Here is a 15,131-nt window from a genome sequence, read left to right on the forward strand (position 1 = left end):
ATTAAGGGTACATTAAGAGCGGTAGTGCGTACGTCGGCCCAGGTCATGACGCCCACCCTCGGCGCAACCACCCGGACTGACGATGCCGCCCAGCCGGGACAACAACGCGGTCTGATGAGGTCTTCCCGCACCACCCGGGACCAACGACGATCACCAGCGACCGGGTCCGGATCTTCGGACCCAGACCGTCGGCGGCGAGGGCCGGCGCACCGCCGTCGGAGTGCTCGACGATGAGATCAGTGATAGCTGGTCAATCATGACAACCTTTTACTCTGGTTCGGAGATCGTTACTCTACTTATATACACGATGGCGTACTTTCCGCGCCAATCCGTGTCATGGGGTGAACGCGAGAAGGGCGACTCAGGGCGAGAAGAGTGGGAAGGGTAGGGAGGGTAGGGAGGGTAGGCTTGCGCCCCCGTATCGCTACCCCTCCAGCTTGTAGCCCAGGCCGCGCACCGTGAGCAAGTGCACCGGATTGGCCGGGTCGCCTTCGATCTTCGACCGCAGCCGTTTGACGTGCACGTCGAGCGTCTTGGTGTCGCCGACGTAGTCCGCCCCCCACACCCGGTCGATCAGTTGCCCACGCGTCAGCACCCGGCCGGTGTTGCGCATCAGGTACTCAAGCAACTCGAACTCCTTGAGCGGCAAGGTAATCGGCTCGCCGTTGACCATGACCACGTGCCGCTCGACATCCATTCGCACCGGGCCGGATTCCAGCACACCGTCGGCGGCGCCGGACTCGTCGTCGTCGCCGCCGCGGCGCAGCACCGCGCGGATTCGAGCGATCAGCTCCCGTGCCGAATATGGCTTGGTCACGTAGTCGTCGGCGCCCAGTTCCAGCCCGACGACCTTGTCGATCTCGCTGTCGCGAGCGGTGACCATGATCACCGGCACGCTGGAGCGGGCACGCAGCTGTCTGCACACGTCGGTGCCGGACATGCCCGGCAGCATCAGGTCGAGCAGCACGATGTCGGCGCCGGCCCGGTCGAACTCGGCCAACGCCGCCGGCCCGTCAGTCACCACGGTGGCCTCGAAGCCCTCCTTACGGAGCAGGAAGGCCAGGGGATCGGCCAGCGATTCCTCGTCCTCCACGATCAACACGCTGGTCATCGGCACCACTCCTCTTCATCGCTTCGTCCCCCGCAAGCGGGAGGTGCCCCCTCCTCATCGCTTCGTCCCCCGCAAGCGGGAGGTGCCCCCACTGCATCGTCGTCGGCGCGGGTCATCACTGTGCCTCTTCTTCTTGTTGTGAACCCGCATCCACATCGTCGTTCCGGTAGGCGGGGATGGACAGGGTGAACGTCGACCCGGTACCCGGCTGGCTCCACAGCGTGATGCTGCCGTTGTGGTTGGCCGCGACGTGCTTGACGATCGCCAACCCCAAGCCGGTGCCCCCGGTAGCTCGCGACCGCGCCTTGTCGCTTCGAAAGAACCGCTCGAAGACCCGCTCCTGGTCCTTGGGCACGATACCGATGCCCCGGTCGGTAACCGCGATTTCGACGACGGTGTCACGCTGGCGACGGCTGATCGACACCGGCGACCCGGGCGGGGAGTAGGCGATCGCGTTGGAGACGAGGTTGGCCAGCGCGGTGATTAACAGAGCCTCGTCGCCGAGTACCCGGAATCCGGTCGGCGCGTCGGTGCTCACCGCGATCCGGGCGTTGTCGGCGGCCACCTTGTGGCGTGAAATCGCCTCGGACACCACGGTGTCGACATCGACGACGCACAGATCAGGCAGCGGCTCGGCACCCTGCAACCGCGACAGCTCGATCAGTTCGCCAACCATATTGGCCAGCCGGTTGGCCTCCACCAGCACTCTCTCACCGAATCGGCGCACGGTCTCAGGGTCATCGACCGACGCCAACAGCGCCTCGGCCAACACGCCCATCGCGCCGACCGGGGTTTTGAGCTCGTGGCTGACGTTGGCCACGAAGTCGCGTCTGGTCGCCTCCATCCGGACGTGCTCGGACTGATCTTCCACGAACACCACCGCGAACCGGCGGTCCTCCTCGGACAGCAACCGGGCCTGCCCGCGCACCAACAGCCCGGACCGACCGGGTTCGGCGTGCTGGCCCGGCGACAGGTCGAACTCGACGTCCGCCGCGCTGGTCAGAGTTTGTTGCGCCGCCGCCCAGGCCCGGTCATCGAGCAGCCGGTCATGCACCAAGCCCAGCTCCCTGGCCCGCTCGTTGCGATAGACCACGTCGCGGTGAGTGTCGACGACGGCGGCGCCCAGCGGCGCCAAGGCGATGATCCGCTGCAACATCTGCGCGACGGTGATTCCGTCCCGCTCGGCGGCCTCCCGCCGCCGACGCTCGGTGAGCAGGTGCGCCAGCCAGATGCCGACCGCCGTACCCGCCGCCAGCGCCAGCAGCACCCATGCCCCGGCGAGCACCGACGTCACCACCACAGACACGCCAAAATCGTACGCACCCCAGCAACGTCATATCAGCAGCGTGCAACTGAACACGGCCGTGTTGTCGGTACCAACCCTGCTGTTCGGCCAGCGTTCACGAGTTGTTCGCCCGGGGTGAGCTCGCCGGTGCCCGGGTTCGCCGGTGCCCGGGTTCGCCGCTGCCCGGGTTCGCCGCTGCCCGGGTTCGCCGCTGCCGGGGTTCGCCGCTGCCGGGGTTCGCCGAACGTGAAACTGTCGCGAGAATCCGCGTCGTTTTTCGCAATGGCTTCACGCTCGGCGCAATGGCCGCGTCACGGCGGCGAAACGGCCGTCCTATCGGAGACCCTGACTTGCCACCGCGGCAGCACCGGCGGCTGCCGCTTCCGGGTCGAGGTAGCTGCCGCCCGCCACCCGGGGCCGCAGGTCGGCGTCCAGGTCGTAGCGCAGCGGCACGCCGGTGGGAATGTTGAGCCTGACAATGTCGGCGTCGGACATGGCGTCCAGATACTTCACCAGCGCGCGCAGCGAGTTGCCGTGTGCGACGATCAGCACGGCCCGTCCCGACCGCAGGTCGGGCACGACCACGTCGGTGAAGTACGGCAGGAACCGGGCCACCACGTCGGCCAGACATTCGGTCAGCGGCCCGCCGCCGATGTCGGCGTAGCGCGGGTCGCCGTCCTGACTGAACCGGCTGCCGCGCTCGATCGGTGGCGGCGGGGTATCGTAACTGCGCCGCCAGGCCATGAACTGCTCCTCGCCGTAACGAGACTTGGTCTGTGCCTTATCTAAACCCTGCAGCGCGCCATAATGGCGTTCGTTCAGTCGCCAGCTGCGCCGCACCGGAATCCAGTGCCGGTCGGCGATATCCAGCGCCAGGTTCGCGCTGGTGATCGCCCGCCGCAATAGCGAGGTGTGGACCACATCGGGAAGCAGGTCGTGCTCGACCAGCAGCCGGCCGCTGTGGATCGCCTCGGCGCGGCCCTTGTCGGTCAGATCGACGTCCACCCAGCCGGTGAACTGATTGCTCGCATTCCACTCGCTCTCGCCGTGGCGAAGCAACACCAGAGTGGCAGTGTCTCCCATGCGGCAAGTCTGTCACGCCCGGCGCTGGTTACCCGCCTCCCCCTCGTCGTCTTCGCCGATCAGATGCTCGAACGCCCGCAGGTTCTTCAGCGACGCACCGCGGGAGACCCGCCACTGCCATTCCTTCTGGATCGAGGACCGAAAACCCAACTCCAGCAGCGTGTTGAAGTCGGAATCCACCGCTTCGAGCACCTGTCCCAGCACCCGGTCGATCTCCTCCGCGGTGACCGAGGCCAACGACATCCGGCCGACCAGATAGATGTCGCCGACGTTGTCCAGTGTGTAGGCGACACCGTAGAGCCGGCGGTTACGCCTCAGCAGGAACCGGTAGACGCCCTCATGGTTCTCGTCGGGTCTGCGGCAGACGAACGCTTCTGCGCGCACCGAGTGCTCGCCGATGGTCAAAATGGTGTTGGTGATGAGTTTGCGTTCGCCGGGCAGTTCAACGATCAGACCTGGTAAACCGCCGTGCGCACCGGCGTGCCGTGAATAGGTCAGCGCGGCCGCGTCGAGCGCGTCTTCGATAACTCGCTGCACCGCGGCGGCGGTCGCGCTCACACCCGCACCCCGAGCCGCGCCGCCCGGGAACGGGCTCGGCGCGCTGATCCGATCGGATGAAGCCGACGCCGCGCGGCCGAGAAGCCGGCGACTGCGCTAGCGTAGCTGGCCAGCTGGGCGTCAACGGTGCGCTCCCAAGAGAACCTTGCCGCGTGCCTGATCGCCGCGGTGCGCATCGCCTGCCCGCGGGGCCCGGCACCCAGCCGCAGCAGGCCCGCGATGGCTTCAGCCCACTTCCCGACGTCATGGCCGGAGACCAGGGCGCCGCTGACCCCGTCGGCCACCGCGACAGGCAGCCCGCCGACCGCCGCAGCCACCACCGGCGTTCCGCACGCCTGCGCCTCCACTGCCACCAGGCCGAACGACTCGGAATAGCTCGGTACGGCCACCAGATCCGCAGCGCGGAACACGGTGGCCAGGTGCTCGCGGGACTGCGGCGGCAGAAACGTCACCCGGGCGGTGATCCCCAGTTCGTCGGCGAGTGAAACCAATCCGTCCGGGGCGGCCAGCCCGCTGCTGCCCGACGGCCCGCCGGCCACCACAATCCGTACTCCGGGCAGTTTCGCGGCGGCTCGCAGCAGGATGTCGGGTGCCTTCAGCGGCTGGATCCGGCCGACGAACGCCACCACCTGCTCATCGGAGCGCAGCCCCAGCTGTGTGCGGGCAAGCTGCCGGTCGCCGGGACTGAACACGTCCAGGTCGACGCCGGGATGTGCGACGTCGATCCGTGCCGGATCGGCTTGATGCAGCGAAACTAGCTGACGTACTTCATAGTCGGTGTTGACGATGAGTCGATCCGCCTCGTCGACGACCTGTTGCTCACCGACCGTGCGCAGCGGCGGCTCGGGGGTGTCACCATCGGCGAGCGCGGCGTTCTTGACCGCGGCCAGGGTGTGCGCGGTATGCACCAGCGGCACCGCCCAGCGGTCGGCGGCCAGCCAGCCAACCTGGCCCGAGAGCCAGTAGTGCGAGTGCACAACGTCGTAATAGCCGGGTTCGTGGGCGGCCTCGGCCCGCAGCACCCCGGCGGCGAAGGCGCACAACTGGGTGGGCAGGTCGTATTTGTTCAGCCCTTCGAACGGGCCGGCCACCACATTGCGGACCAACACACCGGGCGCGACCTGCACCGTCGGCGGATCGGCCGACGACGTCGCGCGGGTGAAGATCTCCACATCCACGCCGCGACGGGCCAGATGCAGCGCACTTTGCAGCACGTAGACGTTCATCCCGCCGGCATCTCCGGTACCGGGCTGGGCCAGCGGCGAGGTGTGCACCGAGAGCACCGCCACCCGACGCAGCTCACCCGCTGGAGAAAAAACCAGATTCACCCCACTGGACACACTGGGCCTGTCGCGATGCCGCACACCGCCATCTTTGCAGCACCGGTCCTGCTGTCCCATGCTGCCCGGGCGCCGCAGCGCCACCATGCGCCAGGCCGACGCAACCCGCGGCACAATGCAGCAGGTTCTACAGTTGGATCGATGACGGCACCTCAGGCGCAGCAGCGCGTCGCGGTAGTCACCGGAGCCAGTTCGGGAATCGGCGAAGCAACCGCGAGAATACTTGCTGCACAAGGCTTTCACGTTGTCACAGTGGCGCGGCGCGCGGAGCGGGTGACGGCGCTGGCCGAGGAGCTCGGCGGTACGGCCGTCGTCGCCGACGTCACAGACGCCGATGCGGTCGCCGCGGTGGCGACGGCGTGTGACCGCATCGGCGGTTCGGTCACACTGCTGGTCAACAACGCCGGCGGCGCCAAAGGCCTAGAGCCGGTGGCCGACGCTGACCTGCAGCATTGGCGCTGGATGTGGGAGACCAACGTGCTCGGCACACTGCAGGTCACCCGGGCGCTGCTGCCCAGGCTGACCGCCTCCGGCGACGGCCTGATCGTCACGATCACCTCGGTGGCGGCATTCGAGGTCTACGACGGCGGATCCGGCTACACCTCGGCCAAGCACGCGCAGAGTGCCCTGCACCGCACCCTGCGCGGTGAGCTGCTGGGCAAGCCGGTGCGCCTCACCGAGATCGTCCCCGGCATGGTGGAGACGGAGTTCTCCCTGGTGCGATTCGACGGTGACCAGGCACGCGCAGATGCTGTGTACCAGGGACTGACCCCGCTGACGGCGACCGATATCGCCGAGGTGATCGGTTTTGTCGCGTCTCGTCCACCGCACGTCAACCTGGACCAGATCGTCATCCGGCCACGCGATCAAGCCAGCGCTACCCGCCGGGTGACCCGCTAGCGGTGGTGGTCGGGGTGCCCGACAGCGTGGGCGCGTCGCTGGGGGTGATCGGTGCGGTGCTGGGAGTCAGGGCGAGCGGCTTGACGGCAGGCGGCGGCAGAGCCGACATGGACACCCAGGTGTCCCAGTCCACTGCCCAGTCCCAGATGTCGCCGTCGGCGTAGGACAGCTGGATCGGGCTGCCGGTCACCTCGACCGGATCGCCGTAGATCGCGCTGGCGTAGTACTGCTCGGCGTCGCTCGTCGACAGGTTGACACAGCCGTTGGTGACGTTGGTGTTTCCCTGCGCGCCGGAGCTGGCCGGGTTGGCGTGGATGAACTCGCCGTTGTTGGAGATGCGGACCGCCCAGCGCTCGTGAATGTGGCTGTAACCCGCTGCGGGGTTGGACATGTAGAAATCGGAGTACTTCTCGCTGACCACATGGACACCGTTGCGGGTAATGTTGCGCGGCTTGTCGGCCTGACCGTAGCTGCACGGGAAGTCCATGATCACGCCTTGGTCGCGGATCACTTGGATGCGGTGCGAGGAGACTTCGGCCCTGACCAGCTGGCGCCGGCCGATCGCGAAGTTCAACGACATGTCCTGCGCGCCGTAGGCGCCGTCGCCGAACGGCAACCCGTACAGCTTGGCGAAGACGTTGACCGTGGTGCCCGCCGGATAGTACTCACGGGTGCGCCAGTGCACCCGGGCGCCCTGAGCCTCGTCGGGCAGCCAGGCCCAGCTGCCCTCTACCGGCGGATCGGTGGTGACGGTCAGTGCCCGCTCGACGGCCGCCTTGTCGGCGATCGGTGCGTCGAATTGGATGATGATCGGTGCCGCAACACCCACGGTCTGCCCGTCGGCCAGCTGGAAACCACCGTCGACGATCACGGTCGGCGTCACCGTGGTGAGTTTCCCGGCCACCGGGACGGCCCCGCCGTCGTGGCCGACCACCGAACCGCTCCAGGTGTAGACCGCGTCATAACCCAGCGGCTCGGTGACGGTGTAGGCCGTGCGGTCCCGGTTGAAAACGCCGGCCACCACCTTGCCGGCAGGGCTGGTCAGTGCCACCCGCTGGAACCACCCGTCGCGAACCTCGACGCCGACCGGCGCGGTGGGCAACACGTCGGCCGCCGCGTCAGCGGGTTCGAAGGTCAGGCTCGGCGCCGGCGGCGGTGTGCTCTCAGCTCGTTTGCCCGGACCGCCGACGCAAGCGGCCAGCGCGGGAGTGAACACCCCCGCCGCCAGCGCCGCCAAGGCACGGCGCCGGGTCATCGTCGGCGGATCTTCCGCGCAGCTCAAACGCGACTCCTTTGCGTCTCCTTTGCGTCGCTACGCTCTGCGTCGTCAGCGCAGCTCACGGCACGCAGATTACCGGGGACAGCGCATGCACCGCGAAAACCACAGCTACAGCGTGCAACCGACCAGCGCCGGCTCGGGTTTCAAGGTGATGCCGAACACGTCGTGGACTCCGTCGCGCACGGTCCGTGCCAGCGCCAGCACGTCGGCAGCGGTCGCCCCGCCGCGGTTGGTCAGCGCGAGCGCATGCTTGGTGGACAGCCGGCACGTGGCAGCGTCATCGCCGGGATAGCCTTTGGAAAAACCGGCCCGCTCGACCAGCCAGGCGGCGGCCAGCTTCACTCCGCCTGGTACTCCCCAGTGCGGTACGGGCTCTTCTGCCCGGTCCGCCAACCGGTAGTAGACATCCTCTGCCACCACCGGGTTGGTGAAGAACGACCCGACACTCCAGGTGTCGTGGTCGCCTGCGTCAGACACCATGCCCTTGGCCGCACGCAGCGCCAGCACCGCGGTGCGAACCGCTGCCGGTTCGACGCGGTCGCCGTCGGCCGCACCCAGCGCGGCAGTCAGCTCGCGGTAGCGCAGCGGTGCGCTGCGACCCGACGGGTCCAGTGCGAACTCCACCTTCAGCACCACGGCGGCCGACGTACCAGCGGAGTGCTTCAGCATGCTGGTGCGGTAGCCGAAGCCCAGGTCGGAGGCCGGCGTCCAACGCACCGCACCGCTGCGCCGGTCCAGCAGCAGCACCCGTGTGAGGGTGTGGGCCACCTCCGCGCCGTAGGCGCCGACGTTCTGTACCGGGGTGGCACCCGCCGAACCCGGAATCCCGGACAGGCATTCCAGCCCGCCCAGACCGGCGGCGATCGAGGTGGCGACCACGTCGTCCCAGACCGCTCCGGCTTCTGCCCGCAGGATCGGGCCGTCGATGTCGATGGCGTCGTTGGCCAGCCGCACCACGGTCAAGCCGGCCAGGTCGTCGGCGATCACCACGTTCGAGCCGCCAGCCAGCACCAGCAGCGGCGCGCAGCGCTCACGATCCAGCCGGTGCAGCGCCGCGATGACCTGCTCGGTGCTGGTGCAGCTGATGACCCGCTGCGCGACCGGGCCGACGCGCAGCGTGGTCAGCGACGCCAGCGGCACCGCCTCGGCGACATGCGCACCGGCGAAGAGCGAACCAGCCACGGCCGGTAACGGTAGCCTGACCAGCTGTGCCGCGTACATTCGAGCTGTCCGCGCAGTACCAGGTCGGGGTCGAACGGGTCTATGCCGCTTTCGCCGACGAGCGGTACTGGCTGGCGCGGCTGGCCGACTCCGGCGCGGACACCGCGAGACTGGACTCGATGACGGTGGTCAGCGACGGCGGCGCCGACGGAATCGAGGTCGTCACCACCCAGGGCATCCGCCGGGACCGATTGCCGGCGCTGGCCGCCCAGTTTCACCCCGGCGACCTGGAGGTGGTGCGCGCCGAGAGGTGGAGCCCGGTCCGCGAAGGAAAGGCCCGCGCCGAGGTCACCGGCAAGATCGTGGGCGCACCGGCACAGCTGTCCGGCGCCGCTGTGCTGGAGCCGGCCGGCTTCGGCTCAACGGGCTCCACGCTGCGTTTCACCGCGCGGGTGCAGGTCGACATCCCGTTGGTGGGCGGCAAAATCGAGAGCTTCATCGGCACCCAGCTGGCCGAGCTCGTGACGGCCGAACAGCGGTTCACCTCGATCTGGGTCGCCGAGCAGAGGCACAGACCAGGCCCACCTTAGGCTGTAGGCATGCGGGTTGCCCTGGCGCAGATCCTCAGCGGCACCGATCCGTCGGCCAACCTCAAGCTGGTAGCCGACTACACGCAGCGGGCCGCCGACGGCGGGGCGGCGCTGGTGGTGTTTCCGGAGGCGACCATGTGCCGGTTCGGGGTGCCGCTGGTGCCGATCGCTGAGCCCCTCGACGGACCGTGGGCCGACGGTGTGCGCGACGTTGCGGCGCGCGCCGGGATCACCGTGATCGCCGGGATGTTCACGCCGGCCGGTGACGGCCGGGTCGCCAACACCCTGCTTGCCGCCGGCGTCGGCACGGCTGCCGGAACCGCTCACTACGACAAGATCCACCTCTACGACGCGTTCGGCTTCACCGAGTCCCGCACCGTCGCGCCCGGGCGCGAGGCGGTAGTGATCACCGTCGACGACGTCGGGGTGGGCTTGACCATCTGCTACGACATCAGGTTCCCGGCACTGTATGCCGAGCTGGCCGACCGGGGCGCGCAACTGATCGCGGTGTGCGCGTCGTGGGGCTCCGGCCCCGGCAAACTGCGACAGTGGGAGCTGCTCGCCTGTGCCCGCGCGCTGGATTCGACCAGCTATATCGCCGCCGTCGGGCAGGCCCAACCCGGTCCGCGTGTCGACTCCCGAACAAGCGCGCCGACCGGAGTGGGTCACAGCCTGGTCGCCTCACCGTTGGGTGAGGTGGTCGCATCGGCGGGTGCGCAGCCGCAGCTGCTGATCGTCGATATCGAACTCGACGCCGTCACCGCCGCCCGGAAAACACTCGCCGTGCTGAGCAACCGTGCCCAGTTCGATAGGGCAGAATCACGCGGATGACGAACCCGCCCGGACCTCCGCAGCATGGGAACCGCTCCGCCCGGTTGTGGCGTGATCCGCTGGCGCTGACGCTGATCGTCATCACGGTGGTGGCGCTGACGTTAGCCGGCCTGATCGGCGCCGAGTTGTATGCCCGCCACATAGCCGACGGCAAGGTGGCCAGTGCGACCGAGTGCGTGGTCCACGACAAGGCCAGCGTGTCGTTCGGGGTATCACCGCCGTTCCTGTGGCAACACATCACCGGCGATTACACCAACATCTCTATCGAGACCGCCGGTAACCAGATCATGCAAGCCAAAAAAATGCAGGCCGATCTGAACATCTTCGACGTGCGGCTGCACGACAACGGCAACTCCGCGGGCACCATCGGCACCCTGGACGCCACCCTCACCTGGCCGTCCGAAGGCATTAAGGAGACCATCCAGGATATGGTTCCGCTGCTGGGCAAGCTGGTCTCCGGCGTGACCACCAACCCCGGCGACGGCACCGTCGAACTCCAGGGTGCGTTCGGGTTGGCCGGCGTGACCGTCAAACCGCGCGTGGTCAACGGCGCACTGTCGTTGCAGGTGGAAAGCCTGACCGGGCTGGGCAGCGTGACGCTGCCCAGGGAGACGGTGCAACCGGCGTTGGACACTTTCGCTGAACAACTGACCCGGACATACCCGCTGGGCCTGCGGGCCGAGAGCGTCCAAGTCACCGACACCGGAGTGGCGGCCCACTTCTCCAGCCGCAACGCCGCCATCCCGTCGCACGACGACAACCCCTGCTTCGCGCACCTGTGACCATCTGAGCCTGCCTGTGAGCCTGCCAGCGCCGGTGTTAACGGTTAACCGAGTTCGTCGAGCACCGCGCGCGTCGCCGACAGTCCCAGCCGGGTGGCACCGGCGTCGAGCATCGCGATCGCGTCAGCGGCGGTGCGGATGCCGCCGCTGGCCTTGACCCCCACCCGTTGGCCGACCGCGGCGCGAATCAGCCTGACCGCTCGCACCGACGCCCCACCGGCCGGGTGAAATCCGGTTGAGGTTTTGACGAAGTCGGCCCCGGCCTCCTCCGCGACGCGGCAGACACCGGCCAGAACGTGGTCATCAGCCAAGCTCAGCAGCACCGCCGACTCCACGATCACTTTCAGCACCGCGCTCGGCACGGCGGACCGAACCGCCGCGATGTCGGTTCGCACCGCGGCGAAGTCGGCGGCCAGCGCGGCGCCGACATCGATCACCATGTCGATCTCGCCCGCGCCCGCCTGCACCGCCAGCGCCGCCTCCTGCGCCTTCACCGCGGACAGATGCTTGCCGGACGGAAAACCCGCCACGGCTGCGACAACGATCGGCGCGGTGGTGGGGTTGGTGGGGTTGGTGGGGTTGGCGCGGACCGCGATCGGCACCATCGACGGCGACACGCACACCGCGGCGACGCCGAGCTCGGTGGCCTCATCCACCAGGGCGACCACGTCGGCGGCGGTGGCCTCGGGTTTGAGCAGGGTGTGGTCGACCACGCGGGCCAGCTGATCACGGGTGAGTCGGGGTGTGATTCGGCGCCGCCGGGATGACAACCCGAAGCGGTCATCGTCGCTCAGTGCGACTTACCTTGAATTTCAAGGAGTTTGGGACGTACATCGACCAGGTAGACGCCCGCCGCGCTGAAACCGATCGCCCACCCCCACGAGTAGACGAACAACGTCAGCAGCAGCGCTCCGCCGAGAATCATCAACCACAGCGGCTTGGTCAGCTTGTTCGCCGCGGTGTAGGCGTCGGTTCGCTGCATCGCCGCGTGCACGAACGCGTAGACCGTCGTCACCACCGCGACGATCAGCAAAACGGTAAGGACGGTATCCACCAGGCCCACAGCCATCACGGCTGCAAGACTAGGCGGATACCGTCCCGAACGTCGACTCGACCCCTATTTCTGGGTGACCTTCTTCTTGGCCGGGGCCTTCTTGGCGGGCGTCTTGGCCGGGGCCTTCTTGGCCGGGGCTTTCTTGGCGGGGGCTTTCTTGGCCGGCGCCTTCTTGGCCGCGTTCTTCTTGGGCAGCTCGATGCCGACCAGCTTGGCGGCGCGCTCACCGACCGCACGGGTCTGCGATGCGACGTTGCCCAGCGCTTCCTGGGTCAGCTCAACAGCCTGGTCGACGTACTCCTCGGCGCGCGCCGAGGCGTCCTCGAATCCCGACTGGCTGCGCAGCCGCTCCAGCGCGGCCTCGCCGCGCTCCACCAGCTCGTGGTACCGGCTGGTTGCTGCCTCGACGTAGCCTTCGGCGGCTTTGCGCAGCTCCTCGGAGGTGAACCTTTCCCGCAGTTCGGCGAACTGCTCAGGCAGGTCCTCCTGCAGCCTGGCCAGCCGGGCGCGGCGCTCTTCGAACCGGCTGCCGGCGTCGCCTCGAGCTTCCCCGGCGCGCTCCCGCATGGTGGTGACCAGATCGGTCACGGTGGCCAGGGCCAGATCGGCCGCGCCGAGCGCGGCGAGTAACGGGGCCCGCAGGTCGTCAGTGGTCGGGTTGTCGGCCATGATGTTTCCTTTCGTTGATGGATTTCGTTCTGCCGTGGTTTTCCGGTGAGATCCGGGCAGGTTCAAGCAGGTTCAAACAGTTTTCAGACAGCATTCAGACAGCATTCAGACAGCAGTGGTCTCCTCACCGGCAGCTCCGTTCTGGTGGACGAACGAGGTGTAGATGTCGAGCAGAACCTGCTTCTGCCGCTCGGTGATCGCCATATCGGCAATGACGGCGTCGCGCACCTTGCTCTTGTCGCTGGGCTCGAGGATTCCGGCCCGAACGTAGAGCACTTCGGCGGAGACCCGCAGCGCCTTGGCGATCTGGTTGAGCACGTCAGCAGACGGCTTGCGCAATCCGCGCTCGATCTGGCTGAGATACGGATTGCTGACACCGGCCTTGTCGGCCAGTTGCCGCACCGACACCTGCGCGGCTTCACGCTGCGCTCGGATGAAACTGCCGATATCCGATGCAGCGGTGGACACCACGGCGGCAAGCTTGTCGTCCTGCGACACGCGCACCTCCTTATCCCTCGTCGAATGGCCGGTACCGGCGAGCACCACCATACGGCCTACTGCTAACTTTTGCAAGCGCCAGTTAGCGCTGGTCAGAGCAGCAGCTGCGCTATCGCGTAGATGACCAGCCCGGCCAGCGCGCCCACGACGGTGCCGTTGATCCGGATGAACTGCAGGTCACGGCCGACGTGCAGTTCGATCCGCCGGCTGGCCTCGGCGGCGTCCCAGCGCTCGATGGTCTCGGTGATGATCGCGGTGATCTCCACCCCGTACTGCGCAACCAGGCGCTGCGCGGCCCGTACCACCCAGTTGTCCACCTTGTCGCGCAGTTCGGCGTCGTCACGCAGCGATTCACCGACCTGCACGGTCGCGGCGGCGATGCGGGTGCGCAGCGCCCCCGACGGTTCTGCTGCCCCCTCCGGACCCTCGAGCACCAGCCGTTTGAGGGTCGCCCACGCCGCCGCGGCTGCTGCGGTGATCTCCTCGCGGGCCATCAACTGCTCCTTGACCGCATCCGCCCGTGCGATCGTCGCGGCATCGTGCTGCAAGTCGTCGGCGAACTCGAAAAGGAAACGGGTCGCGCTGCGGCGCAGCTCGTGGTCTGGATTGCGGCGCACCTTGTCGGTGAAGTCCATCAGCTCGCGGTGAATCCGATCGCCGACGAGATGGTCGATGAACCGGGGTGACCAGCTCGGCGAGTCACGTTCGACCACCCGCTGGATCACCTCGCCGGCGTTCAGCGACCACCGAAACGCCCGGTCGGCCAGCAGTTGGATCAGCGCCTCCTGGCGGTTCTCGGCCAGCAGGGTGGCCAGGATCTTACCGGCCGGCGGACCCCAGCTCGGTTCGGCGAGCCGCCGCACGATCATCCGGTCGATCACATACTCGACTTCCTCGTCGCGCAGCAGCGCCACGAACACCCGCAGCACGGTGGCCGCCTCGGCGGCCACCCGCCGGGCATGTGCGGGCTCCGACAGCCACTTGCCCAGCCGGCCAGTCACCTGGGCGTCCCGTAGCTTGGCCTCGACCACCTCCTGCGACAGGAAGTTCTCCCGTACGAACGTGCCCAGGCCCGCGCCGAGCTGATCCTTTTTGCGCTCGATGATCGCGGTGTGCGGGATAGGTATGCCCAGGGGATGCTTGAACAGCGCGGTGACGGCGAACCAGTCTGCCAGCGCGCCGACCATACCGGCTTCCGCGGCGGCACCGAGATAACCCAGCCATATCGGCGCCATGCCGGTCATGCTGTGGCCCTGTGCCCACCTGCACGCGAGGAACACCACGGTGGCGCCGAGCAGGAAGCTCAGCGCCACCACCTTCATCCGCCGCAACGCCACCAGTCGCTGGGCGTCCGCCACCGGGTCTGCGCCGGCGAACGATTCCGCCAGCGAAACCGATGACGCCGCGTCAGCTGCTCGATGAACGCGGTGTAGCACCACACCATCATCCGCTATGCGGGCAACGAGTTACTGTTACCGGCCCACCGGCAAAACCCGGTTGCAACGTAGTATCGATGGGTCTAGTGAATGGGAATCCGCGATAGTGGCAGAACAGATGCCGGCGCCGACTGTGAAAGCCGACGGACGCAAGCGACGCTGGCACCAGCACAAGGTGGAGCGCCGCAACCAGCTGATCGACGGGACGATCGAAGCGATCCGACGACGCGGTCGCTATGTGAGCATGGACGAGATCGCCGGCGAAATCGGCGTCGCCAAGACCGTGCTGTACCGCTACTTCGTCGACAAGAACGACCTGACCACCGCGGTGATGATGCGATTTTCGCAGATCACGCTGATTCCCAACATGGCGGCCGCGCTCTCGTCGAACCTGGACGGTTTCGACCTGACCCGCGAGATCATCCGGGTGTACGTGGAGACCGTGGCGGCCGAACCCGAGCCGTACCGGTTCGTGATGGCCAACAGCTCGGCCAGCAAGAGCAAGGTGATCGCCGACTCCGAGCGGATCATCGCCCGCATGCTCGCGGTGATGC

The 15,131-nt window shown here is 67.7% G+C and carries 17 protein-coding genes; 5 read left to right on the forward strand and 12 right to left on the reverse strand.

Going from position 1 to position 15,131, the window contains the following annotated elements; all coding sequences use genetic code 11:
* Positions 1 to 424: 424 nt before the first annotated feature.
* The 5 genes from regX to mshA all read right to left on the reverse strand — a co-directional run bounded on the left by regX (position 425) and on the right by mshA (position 5,491).
* Entirely contained in the window at positions 425 to 1,111 is a 687-nt protein-coding gene (gene regX / locus AC2VOP_RS01985) for a two-component sensory transduction protein RegX (RefSeq protein ID WP_486959406.1), read from the reverse strand.
* A 115-nt stretch (positions 1,112 to 1,226) separates the two neighbouring features.
* Positions 1,227 to 2,417, reverse strand: coding sequence for a sensor histidine kinase (locus AC2VOP_RS01990; protein ID WP_486959407.1), 1,191 nt, complete (start codon positions 2,415 to 2,417; stop codon positions 1,227 to 1,229).
* A 312-nt stretch (positions 2,418 to 2,729) separates the two neighbouring features.
* Complete coding sequence (locus AC2VOP_RS01995; RefSeq protein ID WP_486959408.1) at positions 2,730 to 3,479, reverse strand: phosphoglyceromutase; 750 nt, start codon at positions 3,477 to 3,479, stop codon at positions 2,730 to 2,732.
* A 12-nt stretch (positions 3,480 to 3,491) separates the two neighbouring features.
* Positions 3,492 to 4,037: a type III secretion system chaperone family protein gene (locus AC2VOP_RS02000; RefSeq protein WP_486959409.1), complete on the reverse strand. Its 546-nt coding sequence runs from the start codon at positions 4,035 to 4,037 to the stop codon at positions 3,492 to 3,494.
* A complete protein-coding gene (gene mshA / locus AC2VOP_RS02005; RefSeq protein WP_486959410.1) occupies positions 4,034 to 5,491 on the reverse strand; it encodes a D-inositol-3-phosphate glycosyltransferase in 1,458 nt (485 codons plus the stop codon). Before mshA ends, AC2VOP_RS02000 begins: the two co-directional genes overlap by 4 nt.
* Before the next feature lie 27 nt (positions 5,492 to 5,518).
* Here mshA and AC2VOP_RS02010 point away from each other — a divergent pair, with 27 nt between their 5' ends.
* A complete protein-coding gene (locus AC2VOP_RS02010; RefSeq protein ID WP_486959411.1) occupies positions 5,519 to 6,277 on the forward strand; it encodes an SDR family NAD(P)-dependent oxidoreductase in 759 nt (252 codons plus the stop codon).
* Here AC2VOP_RS02010 and AC2VOP_RS02015 read toward each other — a convergent pair.
* Positions 6,255 to 7,532 (reverse strand): L,D-transpeptidase, encoded by a 1,278-nt coding sequence (locus AC2VOP_RS02015; RefSeq protein WP_486959419.1) that lies wholly within the window; start codon positions 7,530 to 7,532, stop codon positions 6,255 to 6,257. The genes AC2VOP_RS02010 and AC2VOP_RS02015 overlap by 23 nt on opposite strands.
* Positions 7,533 to 7,664: 132 nt before the next feature.
* Positions 7,665 to 8,777 carry a UDP-N-acetylmuramate dehydrogenase gene (locus tag AC2VOP_RS02020; RefSeq protein WP_486959412.1) on the reverse strand — a complete coding sequence of 371 codons (1,113 nt, stop codon included), beginning with the start codon at positions 8,775 to 8,777 and terminating at the stop codon, positions 7,665 to 7,667.
* On the opposite strand from AC2VOP_RS02020, the gene AC2VOP_RS02025 reads away from it, so the two are divergent.
* The 3 genes from AC2VOP_RS02025 to AC2VOP_RS02035 are packed head-to-tail and all read left to right on the forward strand — an operon-like array spanning position 8,765 to position 10,920.
* Positions 8,765 to 9,307 carry a DUF2505 domain-containing protein gene (locus AC2VOP_RS02025; protein WP_486959413.1) on the forward strand — a complete coding sequence of 181 codons (543 nt, stop codon included), beginning with the start codon at positions 8,765 to 8,767 and terminating at the stop codon, positions 9,305 to 9,307. The two genes, AC2VOP_RS02020 and AC2VOP_RS02025, sit on opposite strands and share 13 nt — an antisense overlap.
* 9 nt (positions 9,308 to 9,316) lie before the next feature.
* The gene (locus AC2VOP_RS02030; protein WP_486959414.1) at positions 9,317 to 10,138 is read left to right on the forward strand and encodes a carbon-nitrogen hydrolase family protein; all 822 of its coding nucleotides are present in this window, start codon (positions 9,317 to 9,319) and stop codon (positions 10,136 to 10,138) included.
* Complete coding sequence (locus AC2VOP_RS02035) at positions 10,135 to 10,920, forward strand: LmeA family phospholipid-binding protein (protein ID WP_486959415.1); 786 nt, start codon at positions 10,135 to 10,137, stop codon at positions 10,918 to 10,920. The genes AC2VOP_RS02030 and AC2VOP_RS02035 overlap by 4 nt, the downstream gene beginning before the upstream one ends.
* Before the next feature lie 44 nt (positions 10,921 to 10,964).
* On the opposite strand, the gene deoC is transcribed toward AC2VOP_RS02035, so the two are convergent.
* The 5 genes from deoC to AC2VOP_RS02060 all read right to left on the reverse strand — a co-directional run bounded on the left by deoC (position 10,965) and on the right by AC2VOP_RS02060 (position 14,580).
* Positions 10,965 to 11,669, reverse strand: a complete 705-nt coding sequence (deoC, locus tag AC2VOP_RS02040) for a deoxyribose-phosphate aldolase (protein WP_486959420.1) — start codon at positions 11,667 to 11,669, stop codon at positions 10,965 to 10,967.
* Between the two features lie 41 nt (positions 11,670 to 11,710).
* Complete coding sequence (locus AC2VOP_RS02045) at positions 11,711 to 11,989, reverse strand: DUF2516 family protein (protein ID WP_486959421.1); 279 nt, start codon at positions 11,987 to 11,989, stop codon at positions 11,711 to 11,713.
* Positions 11,990 to 12,037: 48 nt separating this feature from the next.
* Entirely contained in the window at positions 12,038 to 12,643 is a 606-nt protein-coding gene (locus tag AC2VOP_RS02050) for a heparin-binding hemagglutinin (protein ID WP_486959416.1), read from the reverse strand.
* Positions 12,644 to 12,748: 105 nt separating this feature from the next.
* The gene (locus AC2VOP_RS02055) at positions 12,749 to 13,141 is read right to left on the reverse strand and encodes a helix-turn-helix domain-containing protein (RefSeq protein ID WP_486959422.1); all 393 of its coding nucleotides are present in this window, start codon (positions 13,139 to 13,141) and stop codon (positions 12,749 to 12,751) included.
* A gap of 92 nt (positions 13,142 to 13,233) precedes the next feature.
* The gene (locus AC2VOP_RS02060; protein WP_486959417.1) at positions 13,234 to 14,580 is read right to left on the reverse strand and encodes a DUF445 domain-containing protein; all 1,347 of its coding nucleotides are present in this window, start codon (positions 14,578 to 14,580) and stop codon (positions 13,234 to 13,236) included.
* 103 nt (positions 14,581 to 14,683) lie between these two features.
* Here AC2VOP_RS02060 and AC2VOP_RS02065 point away from each other — a divergent pair.
* The coding region (locus AC2VOP_RS02065) for a TetR/AcrR family transcriptional regulator (RefSeq protein ID WP_486959423.1) at positions 14,684 to 15,131 on the forward strand (448 nt) is incomplete at its 3' end.

Source organism: Mycobacterium sp. TH-M106 (genome assembly GCF_057473765.1).

Excerpts from the sequence above, each read along its gene's own strand:
- AC2VOP_RS02010 (WP_486959411.1), top strand. The coding sequence starts at position 5,519 with ATGACGGCACCTCAGGCGCAGCAGCGCGTCGCGGTAGTCACCGGAGCC.
- AC2VOP_RS02050 (WP_486959416.1), bottom strand. The coding sequence starts at position 12,643 with ATGGCCGACAACCCGACCACTGACGACCTGCGGGCCCCGTTACTCGCC.
- AC2VOP_RS01995 (WP_486959408.1), bottom strand. The coding sequence starts at position 3,479 with ATGGGAGACACTGCCACTCTGGTGTTGCTTCGCCACGGCGAGAGCGAG.
- AC2VOP_RS02020 (WP_486959412.1), bottom strand. The coding sequence starts at position 8,777 with ATGTACGCGGCACAGCTGGTCAGGCTACCGTTACCGGCCGTGGCTGGT.
- AC2VOP_RS02015 (WP_486959419.1), bottom strand. The coding sequence starts at position 7,532 with ATGACCCGGCGCCGTGCCTTGGCGGCGCTGGCGGCGGGGGTGTTCACT.
- AC2VOP_RS02030 (WP_486959414.1), top strand. The coding sequence starts at position 9,317 with ATGCGGGTTGCCCTGGCGCAGATCCTCAGCGGCACCGATCCGTCGGCC.
- AC2VOP_RS02045 (WP_486959421.1), bottom strand. The coding sequence starts at position 11,989 with ATGGCTGTGGGCCTGGTGGATACCGTCCTTACCGTTTTGCTGATCGTC.
- AC2VOP_RS02035 (WP_486959415.1), top strand. The coding sequence starts at position 10,135 with ATGACGAACCCGCCCGGACCTCCGCAGCATGGGAACCGCTCCGCCCGG.
- regX (WP_486959406.1), bottom strand. The coding sequence starts at position 1,111 with ATGACCAGCGTGTTGATCGTGGAGGACGAGGAATCGCTGGCCGATCCC.